The 17,620-nt window shown below is 56.9% G+C and carries 16 protein-coding genes; 8 read left to right on the top strand and 8 right to left on the bottom strand.

Features of this window, described 5'->3' with window-relative positions; genetic code table 11:
* Nucleotides 1-686: 686 nt before the first annotated feature.
* Complete coding sequence (locus tag ASD32_RS24690; protein ID WP_060640678.1) at nucleotides 687-1,490, bottom strand: LuxR C-terminal-related transcriptional regulator; 804 nt, start codon at nucleotides 1,488-1,490, stop codon at nucleotides 687-689.
* A gap of 202 nt (nucleotides 1,491-1,692) precedes the next feature.
* On the opposite strand from ASD32_RS24690, the gene ASD32_RS24685 reads away from it, so the two are divergent.
* The 7 genes from ASD32_RS24685 to ASD32_RS24655 all read left to right on the top strand — a co-directional run bounded on the left by ASD32_RS24685 (nucleotide 1,693) and on the right by ASD32_RS24655 (nucleotide 9,122).
* On the top strand, nucleotides 1,693-2,775 hold the full coding sequence (locus tag ASD32_RS24685; protein ID WP_060640677.1) for an ABC transporter ATP-binding protein: 1,083 nt from the start codon (nucleotides 1,693-1,695) through the stop codon (nucleotides 2,773-2,775).
* A 41-nt stretch (nucleotides 2,776-2,816) separates the two neighbouring features.
* The gene (locus ASD32_RS24680; RefSeq protein ID WP_060640676.1) at nucleotides 2,817-3,977 is read left to right on the top strand and encodes a spermidine/putrescine ABC transporter substrate-binding protein; all 1,161 of its coding nucleotides are present in this window, start codon (nucleotides 2,817-2,819) and stop codon (nucleotides 3,975-3,977) included.
* A 187-nt stretch (nucleotides 3,978-4,164) separates the two neighbouring features.
* Nucleotides 4,165-5,031 (top strand): ABC transporter permease, encoded by an 867-nt coding sequence (locus ASD32_RS24675; RefSeq protein WP_060640675.1) that lies wholly within the window; start codon nucleotides 4,165-4,167, stop codon nucleotides 5,029-5,031.
* Nucleotides 5,031-5,855 carry an ABC transporter permease gene (locus ASD32_RS24670; RefSeq protein WP_060640674.1) on the top strand — a complete coding sequence of 275 codons (825 nt, stop codon included), beginning with the start codon at nucleotides 5,031-5,033 and terminating at the stop codon, nucleotides 5,853-5,855. Before ASD32_RS24675 ends, ASD32_RS24670 begins: the two co-directional genes overlap by 1 nt.
* 3 nt (nucleotides 5,856-5,858) lie before the next feature.
* Nucleotides 5,859-6,620 carry an SDR family oxidoreductase gene (locus ASD32_RS24665; protein ID WP_060640673.1) on the top strand — a complete coding sequence of 254 codons (762 nt, stop codon included), beginning with the start codon at nucleotides 5,859-5,861 and terminating at the stop codon, nucleotides 6,618-6,620.
* Between the two features lie 567 nt (nucleotides 6,621-7,187).
* Entirely contained in the window at nucleotides 7,188-7,682 is a 495-nt protein-coding gene (locus ASD32_RS24660) for a DUF892 family protein (RefSeq protein WP_060640672.1), read from the top strand.
* Nucleotides 7,683-8,024: 342 nt separating this feature from the next.
* Nucleotides 8,025-9,122: a PHB depolymerase family esterase gene (locus tag ASD32_RS24655; protein ID WP_060640671.1), complete on the top strand. Its 1,098-nt coding sequence runs from the start codon at nucleotides 8,025-8,027 to the stop codon at nucleotides 9,120-9,122.
* Between the two features lie 72 nt (nucleotides 9,123-9,194).
* On the opposite strand, the gene ASD32_RS24650 is transcribed toward ASD32_RS24655, so the two are convergent.
* Complete coding sequence (locus ASD32_RS24650; protein WP_060640670.1) at nucleotides 9,195-10,346, bottom strand: NAD(P)/FAD-dependent oxidoreductase; 1,152 nt, start codon at nucleotides 10,344-10,346, stop codon at nucleotides 9,195-9,197.
* A 143-nt stretch (nucleotides 10,347-10,489) separates the two neighbouring features.
* Between ASD32_RS24650 and ASD32_RS24645 the strand changes: the two genes are divergently transcribed.
* Nucleotides 10,490-11,530: a phosphatidylglycerol lysyltransferase domain-containing protein gene (locus ASD32_RS24645; protein ID WP_060640669.1), complete on the top strand. Its 1,041-nt coding sequence runs from the start codon at nucleotides 10,490-10,492 to the stop codon at nucleotides 11,528-11,530.
* Nucleotides 11,531-11,709: 179 nt separating this feature from the next.
* Here the strand turns inward: ASD32_RS24645 and ASD32_RS24640 are convergent, their stop codons facing one another.
* The 6 genes from ASD32_RS24640 to tkt all read right to left on the bottom strand — a co-directional run bounded on the left by ASD32_RS24640 (nucleotide 11,710) and on the right by tkt (nucleotide 17,570).
* Nucleotides 11,710-11,967, bottom strand: a complete 258-nt coding sequence (locus ASD32_RS24640) for a hypothetical protein (protein ID WP_060640668.1) — start codon at nucleotides 11,965-11,967, stop codon at nucleotides 11,710-11,712.
* Nucleotides 11,968-12,403: 436 nt separating this feature from the next.
* Complete coding sequence (locus ASD32_RS24635; RefSeq protein WP_060640697.1) at nucleotides 12,404-14,125, bottom strand: FAD/NAD(P)-binding protein; 1,722 nt, start codon at nucleotides 14,123-14,125, stop codon at nucleotides 12,404-12,406.
* 541 nt (nucleotides 14,126-14,666) lie between these two features.
* On the bottom strand, nucleotides 14,667-14,873 hold the full coding sequence (locus tag ASD32_RS24630; RefSeq protein WP_060640667.1) for a hypothetical protein: 207 nt from the start codon (nucleotides 14,871-14,873) through the stop codon (nucleotides 14,667-14,669).
* 29 nt (nucleotides 14,874-14,902) lie between these two features.
* Nucleotides 14,903-15,130: a hypothetical protein gene (locus ASD32_RS24625; protein WP_244490260.1), complete on the bottom strand. Its 228-nt coding sequence runs from the start codon at nucleotides 15,128-15,130 to the stop codon at nucleotides 14,903-14,905.
* Between the two features lie 12 nt (nucleotides 15,131-15,142).
* A complete protein-coding gene (locus ASD32_RS24620; RefSeq protein WP_060640666.1) occupies nucleotides 15,143-15,451 on the bottom strand; it encodes a hypothetical protein in 309 nt (102 codons plus the stop codon).
* Between the two features lie 82 nt (nucleotides 15,452-15,533).
* Nucleotides 15,534-17,570, bottom strand: coding sequence for a transketolase (gene tkt, locus ASD32_RS24615; RefSeq protein ID WP_060640665.1), 2,037 nt, complete (start codon nucleotides 17,568-17,570; stop codon nucleotides 15,534-15,536).
* Between the last annotated feature and the right edge of the window lie 50 nt (nucleotides 17,571-17,620).

The following is a 17,620-nucleotide window of genomic DNA, read 5'->3' as shown; positions in this document are numbered from 1 at the left end:
ACGCGGCGTCGAGCGAACGCTGGCCGAGCTCGGCGAGCATCGTCTGGTACATGAGGTCGATGGGTTTCATCAACTCGACTCCGAGTTATACTGTTTCTCAAAAACAGTATAACCAGCGAGAGGGCGCGAAACAAGATGGGTGCTCAACAGCCCTAGCTGCAGGGTGTCGCGTGGCACATACCTGTGTGCTGGTCCTTCCGGGAAGGCAGACACCGAACTGGGTCGCCCTCCCAGGCCTAACCGTATCCAGCGACAACGTTGTCGAGAGCTTCCAGGAAGTCTGGCGCAAACAGCCGCCGCGGGAGGTCCTTGTCAGCGTCAAGCTTGTAAAGAATCACTCGCCTTTATGAATACTGACCGGAACGCATCAGCCACCAGCAAATATCGATAGGCGACACTACCTATTGCACCTTCGCGGCGATTTCAGCGCCAGTGGACGGACAGATTTCAGAAGCTGGTTAGAAGCTTTTTACGCCTTGATAGGACTCGAACCGGCGCCCGACCGGCCCAATTTTTCGTAGTCATCCGGCCGCATATCGTTCTTTCGTTCTGAAACAATAGTCGCTCGCCCGACCAGAAGGCGGCGACAGCAAGCCGGCAACGCCGCCATTGACCCAGAGTGGAGCGGGCACACGTCCTGGGCTGGGCTGAGATCTCCGATGGGTGAAAGTGAAAATTAGCATCGCCTACTGCCTCAGGTTCTTCAGATAGATCGACAATAACTGGGTCTGCGATGATATGCCGAGCTTGCGGTAAACGTTGCGGCGGTGAACCTTTACGGTTCCGGTGGATATGCCGAGCCGCAGACCTATCGATTCCGATGAATGGCCTTGCAGCACAAGCTCGATGATCGAGGCTTCACGCTCCGTTAGATTAAGATTGCGCCAGACCCGGTCAGCTGCCGGATGCGCCGATTTTCGTCCGCCGTTCTTACGCTTTGCCAGTGCCGCGTCGAACCGTCGCCCGAGTTTCGGCCAGGCGTGATGGACGAGCCCGGCCACCATCGGCTCGGCCTTTTTCAAAAGCGCGAATTCGGCGCCGGAAAACACGCCCGATTTTTCCCCGCGCATTAAGGACAGCACGACCGTGATTCCATCCTCCAAAGCAATGAAAAAGCCGATTTCCTCCGCCAGCCCCGTCTGCGTGTAGTAGCTGCGGAAATACTCGCTCGAAAAGAAGCGATCCGGGGCAAGTTCGCGCATGCGCCAGACGCCCGGCTTCGGCTCCCGGGCGGCGTGATAGAACGGGTCGAGCAGGAACGGCCCGGCCTGGTAAAGGCTGACGAAAACAACATGCTCTTCCGGCGTGAACGTGCTGTAGACGTTGATCGGCCGCTCCTTCTCCCGGTAGGCGAAGATTACGGCATAATCGAACGTCACCAAGGACCGCATCAGCGAACAGAAAACGCCGCCGGCCTCTTCGTCGCCGGTGCCGGTATTGCCGATAATCGGACCGATCGTCCTGAACAATGCTTCCAGATCAATGCCCATGTATTCAAGTCCAGCTTTGCAAAAAAAGTGCGGCAGTTGCTTATTGGGTATACACCTTCCAGAGCAGCAAACGTCTTGAAATACCCCTTTCGGGGTATATACCGTAAACAGCCAGCTTGAATAGGTTGATGACAGACGGTGAGAAACGGGGCAGTCGCAGGATTGTCCGGTATTCTAAAAAACAACCGCAGGGAATTAAGACGTGACATCCGCTTCAGCGAACGACATCGAGTTCCGTTCGGTCACAAAGCGCTATGGCAGCGTGACCGCCGTATCGGACATCAATCTGGCCGTGCCCAAGGGCGCGTTTGTAGCGCTGCTTGGTCCTTCCGGCTGCGGCAAGACGACGTGCCTTCGAATGATCGGCGGCTTCGAGCAACCAAGCGATGGCACCGTGCTGATCGACGGTCGCGAGATGAACGGCGTGCCGCCCTACCGTCGCGCCGTCAACATGGTGTTCCAGCACTACGCGCTCTTTCCCCATTTCGACGTCGAGCAGAACGTCGCCTATGGCCTGAAACAGGCGCGGCCGAAGCTGGCCGCATCCGAGATTTCCACCCGGGCGCGAGAAGCGCTCGAGATGGTGCGCCTCGGTGGCTTCGAGAAACGCCGCATCCATGAAATGTCTGGTGGCCAGCAGCAGCGCGTGGCGCTCGCCCGCGCCATTGTCAACAAGCCGTCGGTGCTCCTGCTCGACGAACCTCTGGCGGCTCTCGACAAGAAGCTTCGCACCGCCATGCAAATCGAGCTCCAGACCTTGCAGCGCGAACTCGGCATTACCTTCGTGCTCGTCACCCACGACCAGGAAGAGGCGCTGTCGATGAGCGACATGGTCTGTGTGATGAATGCTGGCCGCATCGTACAGATGGCCAAGCCGCAGGACGTCTACGACAAGCCTTCCGATCTCTTCGTCGCCGATTTCGTAGGCAAGACCAACCGCATCATGGCGACGATCGATGCTGATGGAGCGACGCTGCGTCTGTCGAACGGTATGGCGCTTCAGGCTGGATCCGGCCTGAAGCCGGGCGTTGCGACCGTGGCGCTACGCCCGGAAGCGATCGGACTGACACGACAGGCGGGCAAGGCCGACGGTACGCTTACCGGCACCGTCACCCACCGCATCTTCCTCGGCTCCACTGCCGAATACCAGATCAGCGTCGATGGCATTGGCGAATTCCTCGTCACGGCCGACCGGCGCAGCGTGCAGGAAAGCGACCTCGTCGAACCGGGCGAACGGGTCGTGCTCACTTTCGACCCCGGCAAAGTGCATGTTTTTCCGGCCTGAGGAACGGCCGTACACGTCAAGACAAAAAAGGGAACACAGTCATGACAAAGTGGTACAGAGAAAATGCCCCGATCACTGCCGAAATCCTCACCGATGAATGGATGCGCCTGAAGCGCGGCTCGGTTACCCGCCGCCACTTCCTCGGCGTCACTGGCCTTGGCCTTGCGGCTACGGTGCTGGCCCGCCAGCCTGGTTTGTTCAATTCCGCCGCCTATGCCGAAGACCTCGGCACGACCATGTCGCTCGCCACCTGGCCGAACTACCACGACCCGGCAACCTTCGAGGCCTTCACGGCTGCGACTGGCGTTGCTATCGAAGTCAACGTATTCGGCTCGAACGAGGAAATGCTCGCCAAGCTTCAAGCCGGCGGCACCGGCTGGGACCTGTTCGTCCCGACCAACTATACTATCTCGACCTATGTCAAACTCGGCCTGATCGACCCACTCGACATGTCGAAGCTGCCGGCCTTTTCACAGGCCTCGGAATCCGTCCGCTTCACCTCCGAAGGCGCCGTCGAGGGCACGACCTATGCCCTGCCGAAGAACTGGGGCACGACCGGCATGGCCGTCAATACTTCTAAGATCAAGACCAAGATCACCTCTTGGAAGGACTTCTTCGAAGTTGCCATGACGGAAGCTGACAACCGCGCCATGGTCCACGACTACCAGCTGACCACGATCGGCAGCGCGCTCGTCTCGCTTGGCTATTCCTTCAACTCGATCAAGCCGGAGGAACTGGCCAAAGCCGAGGAACTGCTGATCAAAGTCAAGCCGCATCTCTACGGCATCAGTAGCGACTACCAGCCCGGCATGCGCGCGGCCGACGCGTGGATGACTATGTGCTGGACCAATGACGGTGCTCAGCTCAACCGCGACATGCCGGAGATCGCCTATATCCTCGGCACCGACGGCGGCGAGATCTGGACCGATTTTTACGCCATCCCGAAGAGCGCCGCCAACAAGCCGGCGGGCTACGCCCTGCTCGACTACCTGATGACGCCGGCAAATGCCGTCAAGGAGCACATCGCCAACGGCGCGCCGACGACCGACAGCCGCGTGCTCGCCCTGCTGCCGGGCGACGTCACGTCGAACAAGATCGTTTATCCGGACGAAGCGTCGCTGACCAAGCTTGAATTCGGCGCTGCCGTTACACTGACCGACCCGGCCCGCGCGGAAGTGATGGCCCGCTTCAAGTCGGCTTGATTTCTCTTCTCCCCAGCGGGGATAAGGCCACTATCTAAACACGAAGCGTGGCTCCGGCTACACCGTCGCCCCTCATCGAATCCCTGCGTTCTGCACTTCTCCCTACTGGCGAGAAGTGGCAGTTCGCAGCTGACATCCAATTCATATAACCGACACCAAAGACACATCCCGAAAGTCGAAAAACGCCATGGCCCTAACCCCGGAAAGAAAACGACAGCTGACGACCGCCGCGCTGGTAGCGCCGGCCGGCCTGTGGCTGTTTGTCTTTCTCGTCCTGCCGTTCATGGCCATGGTGGTCTTCGCCTTTGGCGAGCGGGCGCCGGAGGGCGGCTATCGGGCGGCATTCACCTTTGCCCAGTTCGTCAATCTTCCCTCCCGCGCGGCCGCGTTCTGGAACACCCTGATGATCGCGCCGGTCGGTGCCTTTCTCTGCCTGATCGTTGCCTATCCCGTCGCCTATTATCTGGCGATCAAATCCAATCCGAAATACCGGCTCGTGCTCGTCTCTCTGTCGGTCGTTCCCTTCTGGACAAGCCTGCTCGTGCGCACCTATGCCTGGATGTATATCCTTGGCTCGCGCGGCATCCCCAATCTGCTTGGCATGATCGGCATCGAGGATGTACGCTTGCTCAACACGCCCGGCGCCGTGCTGCTAGGCATCGTTTATGGCTACCTGCCGCTGATGATTATGCCGATCTATGTCAGCCTCGAAAAGCTCGACCGCCGGCTGCTCGAAGCCTCCGCCGATCTCGGCGCCAAGCCGGTCTCGACCTTTCTGAGTGTCACCCTGCCGCTTTCGCTTCCCGGCGTCATGACCGGCGTGGCGCTGGTGACCATTCTCCTGCTTGGCGAGTACCTGATCCCGCAGCTTCTTGGCGGCGGCAAGGTGTTCTTCATCGGCAATGCGTTGGTCGATCTCTTTCTGCAATCGCGCAACTGGCCGTTCGGTTCGGCGATCGCGGTGACGCTGGTCGTCGTGGTGGTCATCGTCCTCAGTGTTGCCATGCGCATCGCCTGGAAAGTCTCCGGCTCCAGACAGGTGGATCTCGTCTGATGCGCGCGCTCGTTACCTTCGTCTACCTCTTCCTCTACGCGCCGATCGCGCTAGTGGTGCTATTCTCGTTCAACGCCGGCCGCAATGCCAGTGAGTTCACCGGCTTCTCGACCATCTGGTACGGCAAGGCACTCGGGAACACGTTCCTGATCACCGCCCTGCAAAACAGCCTGATGATAGCCTTCACAAGCGCGGTGCTGGCAGCGGTTTTCGGCACGATGGCAGCGCTCGGCATGCAGCGACTGAGCAGCCGTGTTCGCGCCGTCTTCGACGGGTTGTTTGCCGCAGCCATTGTTGTTCCCGGCGTCGTCATCGGCATTGCCACGCTGGTGGCGCTGGTTGAGGTCTTCTCCTTCCTCAATCCGGCATTGGTTTCGATTTGGCCCGGCGAAAAGCCACCGCAATTCGGCCTCGGCTATGGCTCGATTATCGCAGCGCATGGCCTGTTCTCGCTGGCGCTCGTTACCATGATCGTGAAGGCCCGCATTGCCAGTCTCGGCCACGATATCGTCGAGGCCTCAAGTGATCTCTATGCCACGCCCTTCACCACGTTCCGCCAGATCGTGCTGCCGCAGATCCTGCCTTCGATCCTCGCCGGCTTTCTGCTCGCCTTCACCTTCTCGTTCGACGATTTCATCGTCGCCTTCTTCGTCGCCGGCTCGAAGACAACGCTGCCGATCTATGTCTTCGCATCGATCCGCCGTGGCGTGACGCCGGAAATCAACGCGATCGCCACAATGGTGCTGGTCGCCTCACTTCTGCTCATCCTCATTGCCCGTGTGCTGATGCGGGACAAGACAACAAAAGCGCAGGCCGGGGAGTAGACCATGATCTTGAAAGACCGGGTGGCCATCGTCACCGGCGCCGGCTCCGGCATCGGCCGGGCAGGTGCGATCATCATGGCCAGGGAAGGCGCCCACGTTGCCGTTGCTGACCGTAGTGCTCCGGGTGCCGCCGAGACGGTATCGATGATCCGCGACGCCGGCGGCAGCGCCGAGAGCCTGATCCTAGACGTCACCGACGACATATCGCTGGAGGCCGGCATTGGCGCCGTGCTGCGGCGCCATGGCCACATCGACATTCTTCACAATCATGCCGGTGCGCAGATTGCCGGCGACCTGGAACAGGTCGAAGTTGACGGTTTCGATCGGTCCTGGTGCTTGAATGTCCGGGCCCACTTCATGGCCGCCCGCTTCGCTATGCCGGCGATGAGGGCGCAAGGCTCCGGCGTCATCCTAAATACATCCTCCTCCTCAGGTGTGCTCTACGACCGCGAGATGATTGCGTACACAACCACCAAGCACGCCGTCATCGCCATGACCCGGCAGATGGCTGGCGACTACGCGCGGTTCGGCATCCGTGTGAACGCGCTCTGCCCTGGCTGGGTCGATACGCCATTCAACGGCCCCTTCATCGCCCAGATGGGCGGGCGCGATGCGATCGAAGCCTACGTGCGCGAAAGAGTGCCGATGGGACGATGGGCCCAGGTCGATGAAATAGCCGAGTCGATCCTCTTTCTTGTGTCGAACCGTTCATCCTACATGACCGGCCAAATCTTGGTGGTTGATGGTGGTGAAGCCGTAGTCTGACATTCTGTTTTATTGGCTATCGGCTAAAGCCGCAGCTGCTTTGACGGGATTGAACCGTTGGCCCTCTCACTCAATTCAGCTAAAGTATTGTTTTCATTCGAGTATTTTCACTTTTTTGTGATCGCCAAGTCCGCTACCCCGACAATCCCTGCCCTTAGCCCCAGACTTGCCGCATGTAGTTCCGGCATTGCCAAAGGGCCAATGGCTGCGATCTCAGCCCTCACTCTATCAAGGAAACCTGTGGCAAGACCGACGCCTGTGCCTCCGAGGATCCGTGATGGATTAGCGCTTGCTTGGCCGCAGCCGCGGAAGCTGTAAAGCTTCGATGGAACCAATGCGCTGACTTTCAGTTCAGATGCATCACAAACACGTGAGCGCGAGGAACCAAGGTCAAGACGGCTCCTGTACCAATCAACCTCTTCCATGATCCAGGGTGGGGGCTGCATCATCGGCAAGCGCCGCCCGCAACAAGGTTTCTTGGATATTCGATGTTTCTGCTCGCGACATCTTGCAATTACCAGCCGCTCGCATTGTGCCGGTGGCCTCAACCAAAGAACGGAAATTCCAGTGGCCGAAGCAAAAAAACTCCGAGATCTATTTCTGGACACCCTTAAAGACGTTTACTTCGCCGAACAGAAGATTGTTGAGACGCTTCCCAAAATGGAAGAGGCTGCCACAAGTGTGCAGCTCAAGGACGCTTTCACAAAACACCTTGCTGAAACAAAGGTTCATGTCGAGCGCCTCGAGCAGGTCTTTGAGATCATCGGTGAGGAGCTGGAAGCCAAGACGTGTGACGCAATTCTCGGCATCACAGACGAAGGCGCGGAAATCATGGAGGAATACGAAGGCTCCCCTGCCCTGGATGCGGGCCTTCTCGCCGCAGCTCAAGCGGTCGAACACTATGAGATGTCGCGATACGGCACTCTCCGAACCTGGGCGCTTGAGTTGGGCTTGAACGATGCCGCAGGACTGCTTCAGACGACCCTCGATGAAGAGCAGGCCACCGATCTGGCGCTGACCTCCATCGCGACATCTGTTGTCAATCAGAAAGCCGAAGGCTGAACGACCAATTCCTTGGATCCACCGTTTTGGCGGTGGATCCTCTCATGGAACTTATTGACCGTCCGCGCTGAAGCCCTGTCGAAGTGCAAAAGGGAGGCTTGCGTAAAGGTCCGAGTTGCTGATGACAAACCATTGATCCCTCCTGTCGCTATTGTTTCGCTAAACAGTACATCTATGACGATATCGCCAGGCGATTCAAGGCGTTGGGCCGGTACAGCATTTAACGACCGAAAGAATGCGAGAACGCTCTTACAATATTCTTGTGCAGTGCAGCAACAATCTGGCCTATCCCGCGTTGAGCAGACACGTGGCAGTCGTCCCCAGCCGCGAGGGAGACCTAAGATGCGATCCATTTCCGATACAATCGCACGGTTAAGTAAATTGCGCGGGTCACATGGCCAAACACACGTCCCTGACCACGTATTGGCGGACATTGGGCCTTTCGGCGCCGACCCTGGTGGATTGGAGGCGCTTGCACACATTCCAGCGAGATTGCAGCCCCAATCCGCACTTGTCGTCGTCCTTCATGGATGTACCCAGACTGCCAGCGTCTACGATCATGGCTCTGGATGGTCACGACTGGCAGACGACTACGGCTTTGCGGTTTTGTTCCCTCAACAGACCCGGAGCAACAATGCCAACACCTGCTTCAATTGGTTTGTCCCTGGCGACACCGGGCGCGATCGGGGAGAAGCCGCATCGATCCGCCAGATGATCGAGGCTGCTGCGCTCCGCTACAATATCGACCGCAGCCGAATTTTCATCACCGGCTTGTCAGCAGGCGGTGCCATGGCGAACGTGATGCTCGCAACATACCCCGAAGTGTTCGCCGGAGGCGCAATAATCGCGGGCCTTCCATATGGCACGGCAACAACAATTCCAGAGGCGTTTGACCGGATGCGGGGTCATGGCACTCCCGACGCAAAGACGCTGCAATCTCTTCTGCGCAACGCATCAGTGCATAAGGGGCCATGGCCGGCGATTTCGGTATGGCAAGGGACGCGGGACGTAACCGTCGTTCCGTCCAATGCGGGGTCCATAATTGATCAATGGCGCGGCGTTCATGAGGTGCCTCAGAAGGCCGATCTCATCGAGACGGTTGATGGCCATATCCGTCAAGCATGGAAATCGTCCGACGGAAGGGATGTTATCGAGCATTACAGCATTAATGAGATGGGACATGGCACACCAATCGATCCGAGGTCCGGTTATGGTAAGAGTGCGCCCTATATGCTCGATGTCGGGATTTCCTCTACCCTCCGTATCGCCCGGTCCTGGGGATTGGTCGCATCGTTCGACAGACGAAAGGAGCAAGATCTCCATTTGGATCAACCCAGTCCGTCCATATCTATTACCACGCCAGCGTCGCCGTCCGGCCCAACGAACCGGATTCAAAAGACGATTGAGGATGCGTTGCGTGCAGCCGGTTTGATGAAATAAGCTTCCCCCAAGCGCAGGGAGAAGGTTTCCTGCAAACGTCTCGCAGCGGCTGGTGCATGTTACCTTTGACCTTCAACTGAACACACGTATCGATGAGGCGATACCATTCGCGATAAGAACCGCCTCCCGCCTGGTTTGCATGAAAAAACTGGTCAGTGTCGGCGTCATACCCGTAAACCATAAGCCTGCAACGTCCCCAACCACCTTGCCTTTAAGGTTGGGCGGCGATCCATTGTCACCCAAGACCGGAAGCGAACCGAGCAAAGAGGGAAGCATTGATCCGTAGCCTGAAGCAGCGATGACGATATCGGGTCTAACTTCACTTCCATTGGCGAGCACAACTCCATGTGATTTGAATTCAATTACCTCCGGCACGACGGTTACTCTACCTTTTCGTATCGCCGCTACTGTTCCATCATCAACCGGGATGGCGACATGTTCGCGTTGAAGCCTTGTCGCAGCGTCGGCTTTGCTTGGTGGGAAGCCGAGCAGCTGGAGCTTGCCGAACGCAATAAATTGGGTTAACGCGATGAATTGATCCACAACAACAGTCGGCAGTCGCGCCATGACCGGTGAGAGACGGTGAACCGCGAAACGTCCGAACCGCCTTGGGAGGATCGAGGGTCCGCGCCGCACCGAAAACCACAGCGGCCCGGTGTCCACGCGGCTCAGGTGATTGAGAATATCGAAACCTGAGTTGCCGCCTCCGATAACCAGGATGCTGCAGCTGGCGTACTCTCGAGCATCCCCGAAATTTGCGGCATGAATAACCTTCCCTCGGTAGAGTTCGAGACCCTTCCATGCAGGAATGACCGGCTGCACATCTCTGCCTGTGGCCATGACGACGTTCTTGGCGGAGATTTCTCCGAGACTGGTCTTAATTCTAAAGTGGCCGCTGGACTGGGTGATCGAGATAACCTCGACGCTAAAGCTGATCTTGAAAGCATGTAGGCGGGCAAACTCCTCTATATGCGATACAACGTCATCTCTTTTCGGAAATGCAGCCGTGCCTGGCGGATACCTCAATCCTGGTAGCGACGAGAGATCACGATGGGTGTTAAGCGTGAGACGTGGGTGCCGTCGCGACCAAGAAGCGCCCACTTGCTGATCTTTATCGAGCAAAAGCGGATCCAACCCTCGTTTCTTGAGCATTAAAGCGGTCGTCAAACCAGCCAGCCCAGCCCCGATCACAACCGCGTCATGTATTTTGTCGTCCAAATTCATGTCATTCCACACAGCGTCGAGGCCACGGCTGTTCAAACCGTTTGTTAGCTGTCAATGATACAATAAAAGGACCGCGCGGCATCAGGGTTCGTTTGCTGTGCAACGCAAATACACGAACTTTGGTCTTACGGGAACAGCAGTGCATGATAAGCCTCCGTAAAATGCTGGACGCGCTCCTAGATGCGAGCCTTCCAAAGACCGCCGCGTTTGCTCCCGACGAAGCGACCAAGCTTGAACTCTGTCGTCAATATGGCGACTTTTCACTTGCTTACTCGACAGCAGTTCAGCCGGATTTGAAATATTTTGGTGACGCAGAGGGTTATATCGCCTATGCGACAAAGATGGGACACACCTTTGTCCTGGGCGATCCAGTTGCACATATCGATTTGAGACCAGACTATATCAGGCGTTTCGTAGCATTAACGAACCGGCCCTGCTTCGTCCAGATCGGGCATGAGACGGCGACAGTCTTGGCCGGCCTTGGATATCGTATCAACCACATGGGCGTTGACACAAAACTGTCGTTAACCGGCCATTCTTTCGGCGGGAAAAGAAACGAGACAGTCCGCTATTCGGAGAAGTGGCTTTTAAAAAGAAACTATCGGATCGTTGAATGCGATGGCACAATCGCTGATGCCGAGCAGATTAAGCAAATCTCTGCAAATTGGCGCAACGGCCGCATAGTTAGGCGACGAGAGATGCGGTTTTTGAATCGCCCATTTCTTCCCCAAATCACGCTGCACATGCGGCGTTTCCTCATCATCAATCCAGACGGCCAGCCGACCGCGATTCTTGACTTTGACCCCATCTTCCGCGACGGCATCGTCATCGGTTACACGGCCGCCTTCAAGCGAAAGCTTACCGGAACGACACCGCATGCGGAAATCGGCCTCACCAAGTTCGCGGCCGACCGGTTCAGGGAGGAAGGCCGGACCATCGTAACTTTCGGGCTTTCGCCATTGGCTGCCATCGGCAAAAGCGGCTTTGCTGAGAGCCGTATTTGGCGCGCATCCTTTGAAAGGGCATATCGCTCCAAACGCATCAACGAGAAAATTTTTAACCTACAAGGCCAAGCTGCGTTCAAGCAACGTTTCCACGGTGAGGAAATGGCGACTTACATCGCATTTAAGCGCGGCACCCCACTGGAGATCGTTGCGTTGTTGAGATTGCTCAAGACGCTTTGAATGAGGACAGATAAGAAATAGGTCCTCCTTTCAGCGGCTGGCATTCCTGTTGGACGGCATTTTCGGCATCCCGGCGGCGGAGCTTGGAGTCCCGGTGCTTTGCTCTCTTTAACTTCACAGCTGCAAAATGCTCATGAAGAGCGCATCATAATAGCCCGATGGCGATGCGGTAGGTGGATTCATTCTGCGTCTGAGAGCGTTTCGACCAGGCGCTGTAGTTCCGGCGATAGCGAAGCTGCATCGATGATGTGTGCTTTAAGTCCGCTTTTGTCGGAACCGTTGTCCTGATACCAGTGAATCAGACCGGCCGCCACCTCTTGAGCAGCCCGATCATCGAGGGGCACCGAATTCTCCAAACACCATGCCTCAAGAACGGTTTGCAGGAGAGACAAGTCATCAGGCGCAAGGAACTGGCTGGACGAGATGGCGGAGATCATGGTGGACCCTTGTCGTTAAACCAATTTTTCTGCAATGAGCGCAGGGTCCGACAGCGCGAGAATAGGCCAATAGCAATTGAAGCTTGCGCTACGCTTGGTTCGAGGCAGTAAAGGCCATTGCTCCAGACATTGATGTAAGTGCATTCGCGCCATTTCCCTAGTGAGGATTGCCGGAGCGGGACCATGCCGGCGGCGACCACAACGAGGGTAGCCGTCGAGATCGAGGAAAGGCAGTCCCGTGGTTTGCGGCGGTCTGTGGTGTTTCCTGTGTGAGGACCACGTCAAACCCATCAGCCTAATCGATTTCTCGCGCGCAATCGAGATGCAGGCTGTCCAGTGCTCCCTGCCGTTGCTGTCGAAGATCGTCCCCGCAGTTATTGCGATTTCTCGCCGACCAGTCGGCGCAACCGCCGTTTGCATAGTGCATAAGACAGTCTTATTTGGGCCCTGCCCTAACCGATGATCTCATTAAATTGTTGGTAATTTGCGCTCCTGCTGACGTCGATGGTCCGTTTATTTCAGTAAGAATTGCCGACGCGACGATATCGCCGAGCTCCGCAGCACTGGTAATACCTTGAACAAACGGCAGCTTGTGGAGGAGAAAGGGAATCGACACACAGTATAGATTGTGACACAGCGGCTTTTCGAAACGGGGTCGGAATTGGCTGTCCAAGTCGATCCCGCCTGTTGCGATCATCTCCATGTCTTCCTTGGCTGCCAAGGCCGATGACGTGGTTTGCGTCAGTGCCTCGCGCACCGCGCCTTGACGGATTAACGAAGGAAATGGCACGTCCCAAGCCGACACGGCCTGTTGGCCCGTGGCATCAATAAAGGCTTTAAATGTGTGCTTTTCCCCGCCGATGTCGATAACGGCCCCGCGCTCAACCGTGTCGCTGTCGAGCTTGTACTCTGATCCGAGTTTGAGCACCGATAGTCGGCCAGCACGGTGCAGGGCAAGCAGGCGCTCAATGGACTGATGCGGCACAGTGGCGTAATCATCGACGAATAGCGTTTTGAAGTACTTGTGAAAGCGCTTGAGATCGTTCTCACAAAAATGGGGAACGGCACGCAGCAGCACTTCATGCATGCGCAGGATCGAATAGCGCCAGGCGACCGTCGTGCGGCTCGCCTTATTCATTTTTGCTTCGCCGAGGTTGAGAGACGCCCAGGTGAAGGGGTCGTATGTCTCGCGATCGGCGAAATACGCGTCCGCGACGGTTTCCACCATCAGCATACCGAGCCCTATATGTTCGGCGTATTGCGGATCGTCTGCGAACAGCTGTGCCCGAAACAGGTCGAATAATTCATCGAGAAGTCGATCTGGTTTGGTCTCGATAAGCTCGTCCACGGCTCTTTCAGTGAAGATTGTCGTCGGGACGTAGGGGACGATGCAATAGAAGTCGGCTTCCGGCAATAACCCTTTGCGCGACATCATGGTGATATGGAAGTCATCAGCCGCCGACGTGTGGTATTGCAGCAGGCCGGCCTCATCCAACATGAAGGAGCCGTGCGAGGTTGTCACCGACACAACGGCATCGATGCCGCTAAGCGACGTTCCAAGAACTCCAACCGAAACATCGCCAATAGTATCAAGGTTTGCTGCGGGCCATGGCGAGATGTAGAAGCCCGGTTTCGTCTCAGTCGTTTCAGGCCAATCGTGACCGGTCGCCATTACCACGTGATCGAATGCCTGATGGCTCTGTGCCCCATCGGCTTTCTGCACCTTGACGGCGATATCGGCTTCGCCAAGCGCGATATCGACCACCCGGTGGTTCGCCTTGATGTTGATGACATGGCCGCGGTCGATGGCCTTGGCGAGCAGTCCCTGAAGCTGCGATTGGAAATACTCTCCAAGCACAACGCGTGGGTAAAACTCGCGCTCTCCTATCGTCTCTACACGCACACCCAGCAGTGCCAGTTCAGCTGGGGTCTTGCTGCGCAGCCAGGATACCAAGCTCTCGCCAACGGGAGGAAGTTCAATGCTGGCGATATTTGCAAGCATTGCGCGGTCATTGGCGCGAGGATGGTAGGGCGTGCCCTTACCTGGGTCGGCATTGGCTTCGTAAACGGTGATTGACAGCGGCGTATCGCTCCCGATCAAACCTTTCAGTGTGTAGATTCCTGTCGGCCCGGAGCCGATGATTGCGATATTTGGCAAGGAACACTCTAAAACAGAGGGAAGAGGACAAGGCGGAAAGTTACGGAGCTCGCCTGGCTTTCCATTGCCTGTTGAGAGCATTCGGAGAAACCACGTCGTCAACATCTTCTTCTTAATCGATTGATACGCCGCGAACTCTTGTTGCCCAACCCTCTACAGACCGACTTGTTCCGTCTGTATACTTGATCGGTCTGCGTTATTTTCGACTCTCATCACATAGATGAGTGCAATACCAACGAAGGCGCGATCAATTGGAAAACCTTTTGCCTCGCAATGATTGAGAGAAGCTTTGCACTCCGCCGGGCATCCGATACAGCCAGAAATAGCCCCTCTTTACAACGCTGGCTGCGGTGCGTTGAGCTTTCAAATACGTCAAATCGATCATCAGGCTGCGTTTGCATGTTTTTTCTGCAACTGCCTCAAAATTCGGTTCAAACGCCGAGCTACCCGCAATGAACGAAACAATCAAAAAGCGTCTTCAAGACACCGATCATCCTGTCCGCGGTCAGAAGGCAATAATATTTTCGCGAAGCTCCTGTGGCTATTCCAGCGCACCCAGATCACTGAAGGCCTGCATTTGATCGGCAGAATGCTCGCCATAGGCAACGACGCGAAAAGCTTTGCTCTGATCCTTAAGTTGCCGAGCAGTCTTCAGCGCGTCAGGATAAAGCAGTTTCGGTTCGTCTAACGTGTCGCGTCCGTCCGGGTCTCGTGAACTGAGGGCGATGACGTGAAATGTGGCAGCCATGATTGTAATCCTTTAACTGTGAGGCCAACTCAGCCTTCGTTTCCGTCGGACACGAAATTTTCTGGAGTTTCAGCACGCGCCCGTCTCAGCGCCGTTGCCTGATCGAGCCAGTTAGCTTTCAGCACGTCTTCGATCGCAAAGGCGATTTCGTCGATCTTGAAGTTAGCTTCTTCCAGTTCGAGCACAAGGGATGCGAGTTTAGCCTCGACGATGTCACGCAGATCGTTCTCTGGTCCGAGGGTAGCGTCCGTCATCATTACCACTCCCTTTCAGCGACCGGACACGCGGGTTGCGCCGGCGTCCCCGAAACTGCGTTGTACGGCTGGAATCTGATTGGTCGTTATATCAACCGAAACCTCGATCTCGCCTTGGAGCGCAGCATCATCACGTGCGCCGTCAGGACGGGCGACATCACCTCCGGACGCTGCTGTCCCGGCAGTATTCTGCTCGCCAACGGCTTGAACGAAGATGTCCGGCCGCGACACCCCATGCTGCTGCACCAGGCGCTCGATCGCTAGCTCAGCCGCTTCGCGCGTTGCAAAGCTCGCCCTAATGGTCGTCGTGCTGATGTCTGCCATAGTGGTCCTCCAAATTGAATTGTAATCCGGGTGTGAACGCGCTCGAAGCCTGAGAGTTTCCAGATTTAGCTCCGCCGCCATGTCATAAGCCGAGATCGCTCAACACCGCCTTGGCTTTGCGGACGATCGCATCGACGGTCATATCGAACTTTGCGTAGACGTCACCGATCTTGCCGGATGCGCCGAAGCGATGCATACCGACAAATCCGCCATCAACGCCGATGTACCGGTCCCACGAATCCTGCATCCCCGCCTCGACGGCAACGCGTGCACGTGTCTCACCAAGCACCGATCGCTTGTATGTTGCGTCCTGCTCTTCGAACAACAAACTGCAGGGCATCGAAACGACCGCAGTTGCAATGCCTTCCTTTTGAAGTTCAGCTCTCGCTTCGACAGCCAGATGTAGCTCAGAGCCAGTCGCGAGCAATGTCAGTTGGCGTTCGCCGCCTTCGGCTTCAACAAAAACGTAACCGCCCTTGGCTGATCGGTTTGCGGAGCCGCCCTCCCGCCGCAGGAGTGGCATCGGCTGACGCGACAGGGCGATCAACGCTGCCTGTCGTGGTCGATCGAGGATAGCCTCCCAGCATTCCGCTGTTTCAATCGGATCACCGGGGCGATAGACGGCAAGGCCAGGAATAGCGCGCAGGGCCGACAGATGTTCGACCGGCTGGTGGGTGGGCCCATCCTCGCCAAGTCCGATGGAGTCGTGGGTCATGACGAAGATCGTCCGGACTTCCATCATCGCAGCAAGCCGGATGGCGGGCCGGCAATAGTCGGAGAATGTCAGGAAAGTCCCGCCATAAGGGATGAGGCCGCCATGCAGCGCAATGCCATTCATCGCGGCAGCCATGCCGTGCTCCCGCACCCCGTAATGCAAATAGGAGCCAGCGTACGATTGGGGCTTGATCTCTACCTGATCCTTAGCCTTGGTGTTGTTCGACGGGGTCAAATCCGCCGAACCGCCGAGCAATTCGGGGATTGCTTTGAAGAGGTGGTTGAGAACGGCGCCGCTCGCTTGTCTCGTCGCCAAGTCCTTTTCGCCCGAGAGGAACTCTTGCCGAGCCGTCGCGATCGATGACCGCCAACCATCCGGCATCTCGCCCTCTATCCGCCGCTTGAAGTCCGGGCAATGCTTAGATGACGCGTCCAGACGCGCTTCCCATTGCTGTCTGGCCGTGCGGCCTCTACGGCCAATCCCTCGCCAGTTTTCGAGAAGGCCGCTCGGGATTTCGAACGGTTCTGCCGACCAACCAAGTAGCTTCCGTGCCCCGGCAATTTCTTCCTCGCCCGGTGCGTCGCTATGAGCCTTCTGCGTGCCGGCTTTGGTCGGAAACCCGAAGCCGATGATCGTTTTGCAGGAAATCATCGACGGTCTGTCGTCGATCCGCCGAGCCTCAATAATCGCTGCACGAATTGCGTCGGTGTCGTGGCCGTCGATTTCCTGAACGTGCCAGTTCGACGCCCGGAACCTGGCGCTCTGGTCGTCGGACTCGGCGAGGCTGGTAGCGCCATCGATCGAGATCGAATTGTTGTCGAAGAACGCGATCAGCTTTCCGAGCTTGAGGTGGCCGGCAAGAGAGATCGCTTCCTGGCTGATGCCTTCCATCAGGCAGCCATCGCCAAGGAACACATATGTATAATGATCGACAAGGCTATCCTCAAACTCGGCATTCATAATCCGCTCGGCAAGCGCAAGTCCGACCGAATTGGCAAAGCCTTGCCCGAGCGGGCCGGTGGTCGTCTCGATGCCCGGTGCGAAATGGTATTCCGGGTGACCGGGCGTCTTGCTGTCGATCTGGCGGAAACGCTTGATCTCGTCGATTGTCATGTCTTCGTAGCCGGTCAGATATAGCAGGCTGTAAAGCAGCATCGATCCGTGGCCGTTTGAGATCAGGAAACGATCCCGGTCGAACCATTTTGGATCTTCAGGATCGAACTTCATGAAATCGGAGAACAATACCGTGGCGATGTCCGCCATGCCCATCGGCATGCCGGGATGACCGCTTTCGGCTTTTTGGACCGCGTCCATGGAGAGAAACCGGATGCAATTCGCCAAGTCGCGAAGATGTGGATCCTTGGCTGTTGGCACGGTGGCAGCTGTGTTTGGTTGATCCAGCATTGGGATCTCCTTGGGAATTTGGGCTTGTCAATACGAAGTCCCTAGGGAGA

Source organism: Rhizobium sp. Root483D2 (assembly GCF_001426685.1).
Classification (GTDB): domain Bacteria; phylum Pseudomonadota; class Alphaproteobacteria; order Rhizobiales; family Rhizobiaceae; genus Pararhizobium; species Pararhizobium qamdonense.
Note: the sequence above shows the minus strand (reverse complement) of the source record. Positions and strands in the feature narration are given on the sequence as shown.

Bases quoted from the DNA above. Each gene is read 5' to 3' on its own strand.
- ASD32_RS24625 (WP_244490260.1), bottom strand. From the start codon at position 15,130: ATGATGACGGACGCTACCCTCGGACCAGAGAACGATCTGCGTGACATC.
- ASD32_RS24630 (WP_060640667.1), bottom strand. From the start codon at position 14,873: ATGGCTGCCACATTTCACGTCATCGCCCTCAGTTCACGAGACCCGGAC.
- ASD32_RS24665 (WP_060640673.1), top strand. From the start codon at position 5,859: ATGATCTTGAAAGACCGGGTGGCCATCGTCACCGGCGCCGGCTCCGGC.
- ASD32_RS24620 (WP_060640666.1), bottom strand. From the start codon at position 15,451: ATGGCAGACATCAGCACGACGACCATTAGGGCGAGCTTTGCAACGCGC.
- ASD32_RS24680 (WP_060640676.1), top strand. From the start codon at position 2,817: ATGACAAAGTGGTACAGAGAAAATGCCCCGATCACTGCCGAAATCCTC.
- tkt (WP_060640665.1), bottom strand. From the start codon at position 17,570: ATGCTGGATCAACCAAACACAGCTGCCACCGTGCCAACAGCCAAGGAT.
- ASD32_RS24690 (WP_060640678.1), bottom strand. From the start codon at position 1,490: ATGGGCATTGATCTGGAAGCATTGTTCAGGACGATCGGTCCGATTATC.
- ASD32_RS24640 (WP_060640668.1), bottom strand. From the start codon at position 11,967: ATGATCTCCGCCATCTCGTCCAGCCAGTTCCTTGCGCCTGATGACTTG.
- ASD32_RS24645 (WP_060640669.1), top strand. From the start codon at position 10,490: ATGATAAGCCTCCGTAAAATGCTGGACGCGCTCCTAGATGCGAGCCTT.
- ASD32_RS24670 (WP_060640674.1), top strand. From the start codon at position 5,031: ATGCGCGCGCTCGTTACCTTCGTCTACCTCTTCCTCTACGCGCCGATC.
- ASD32_RS24655 (WP_060640671.1), top strand. From the start codon at position 8,025: ATGCGATCCATTTCCGATACAATCGCACGGTTAAGTAAATTGCGCGGG.
- ASD32_RS24650 (WP_060640670.1), bottom strand. From the start codon at position 10,346: ATGAATTTGGACGACAAAATACATGACGCGGTTGTGATCGGGGCTGGG.
- ASD32_RS24675 (WP_060640675.1), top strand. From the start codon at position 4,165: ATGGCCCTAACCCCGGAAAGAAAACGACAGCTGACGACCGCCGCGCTG.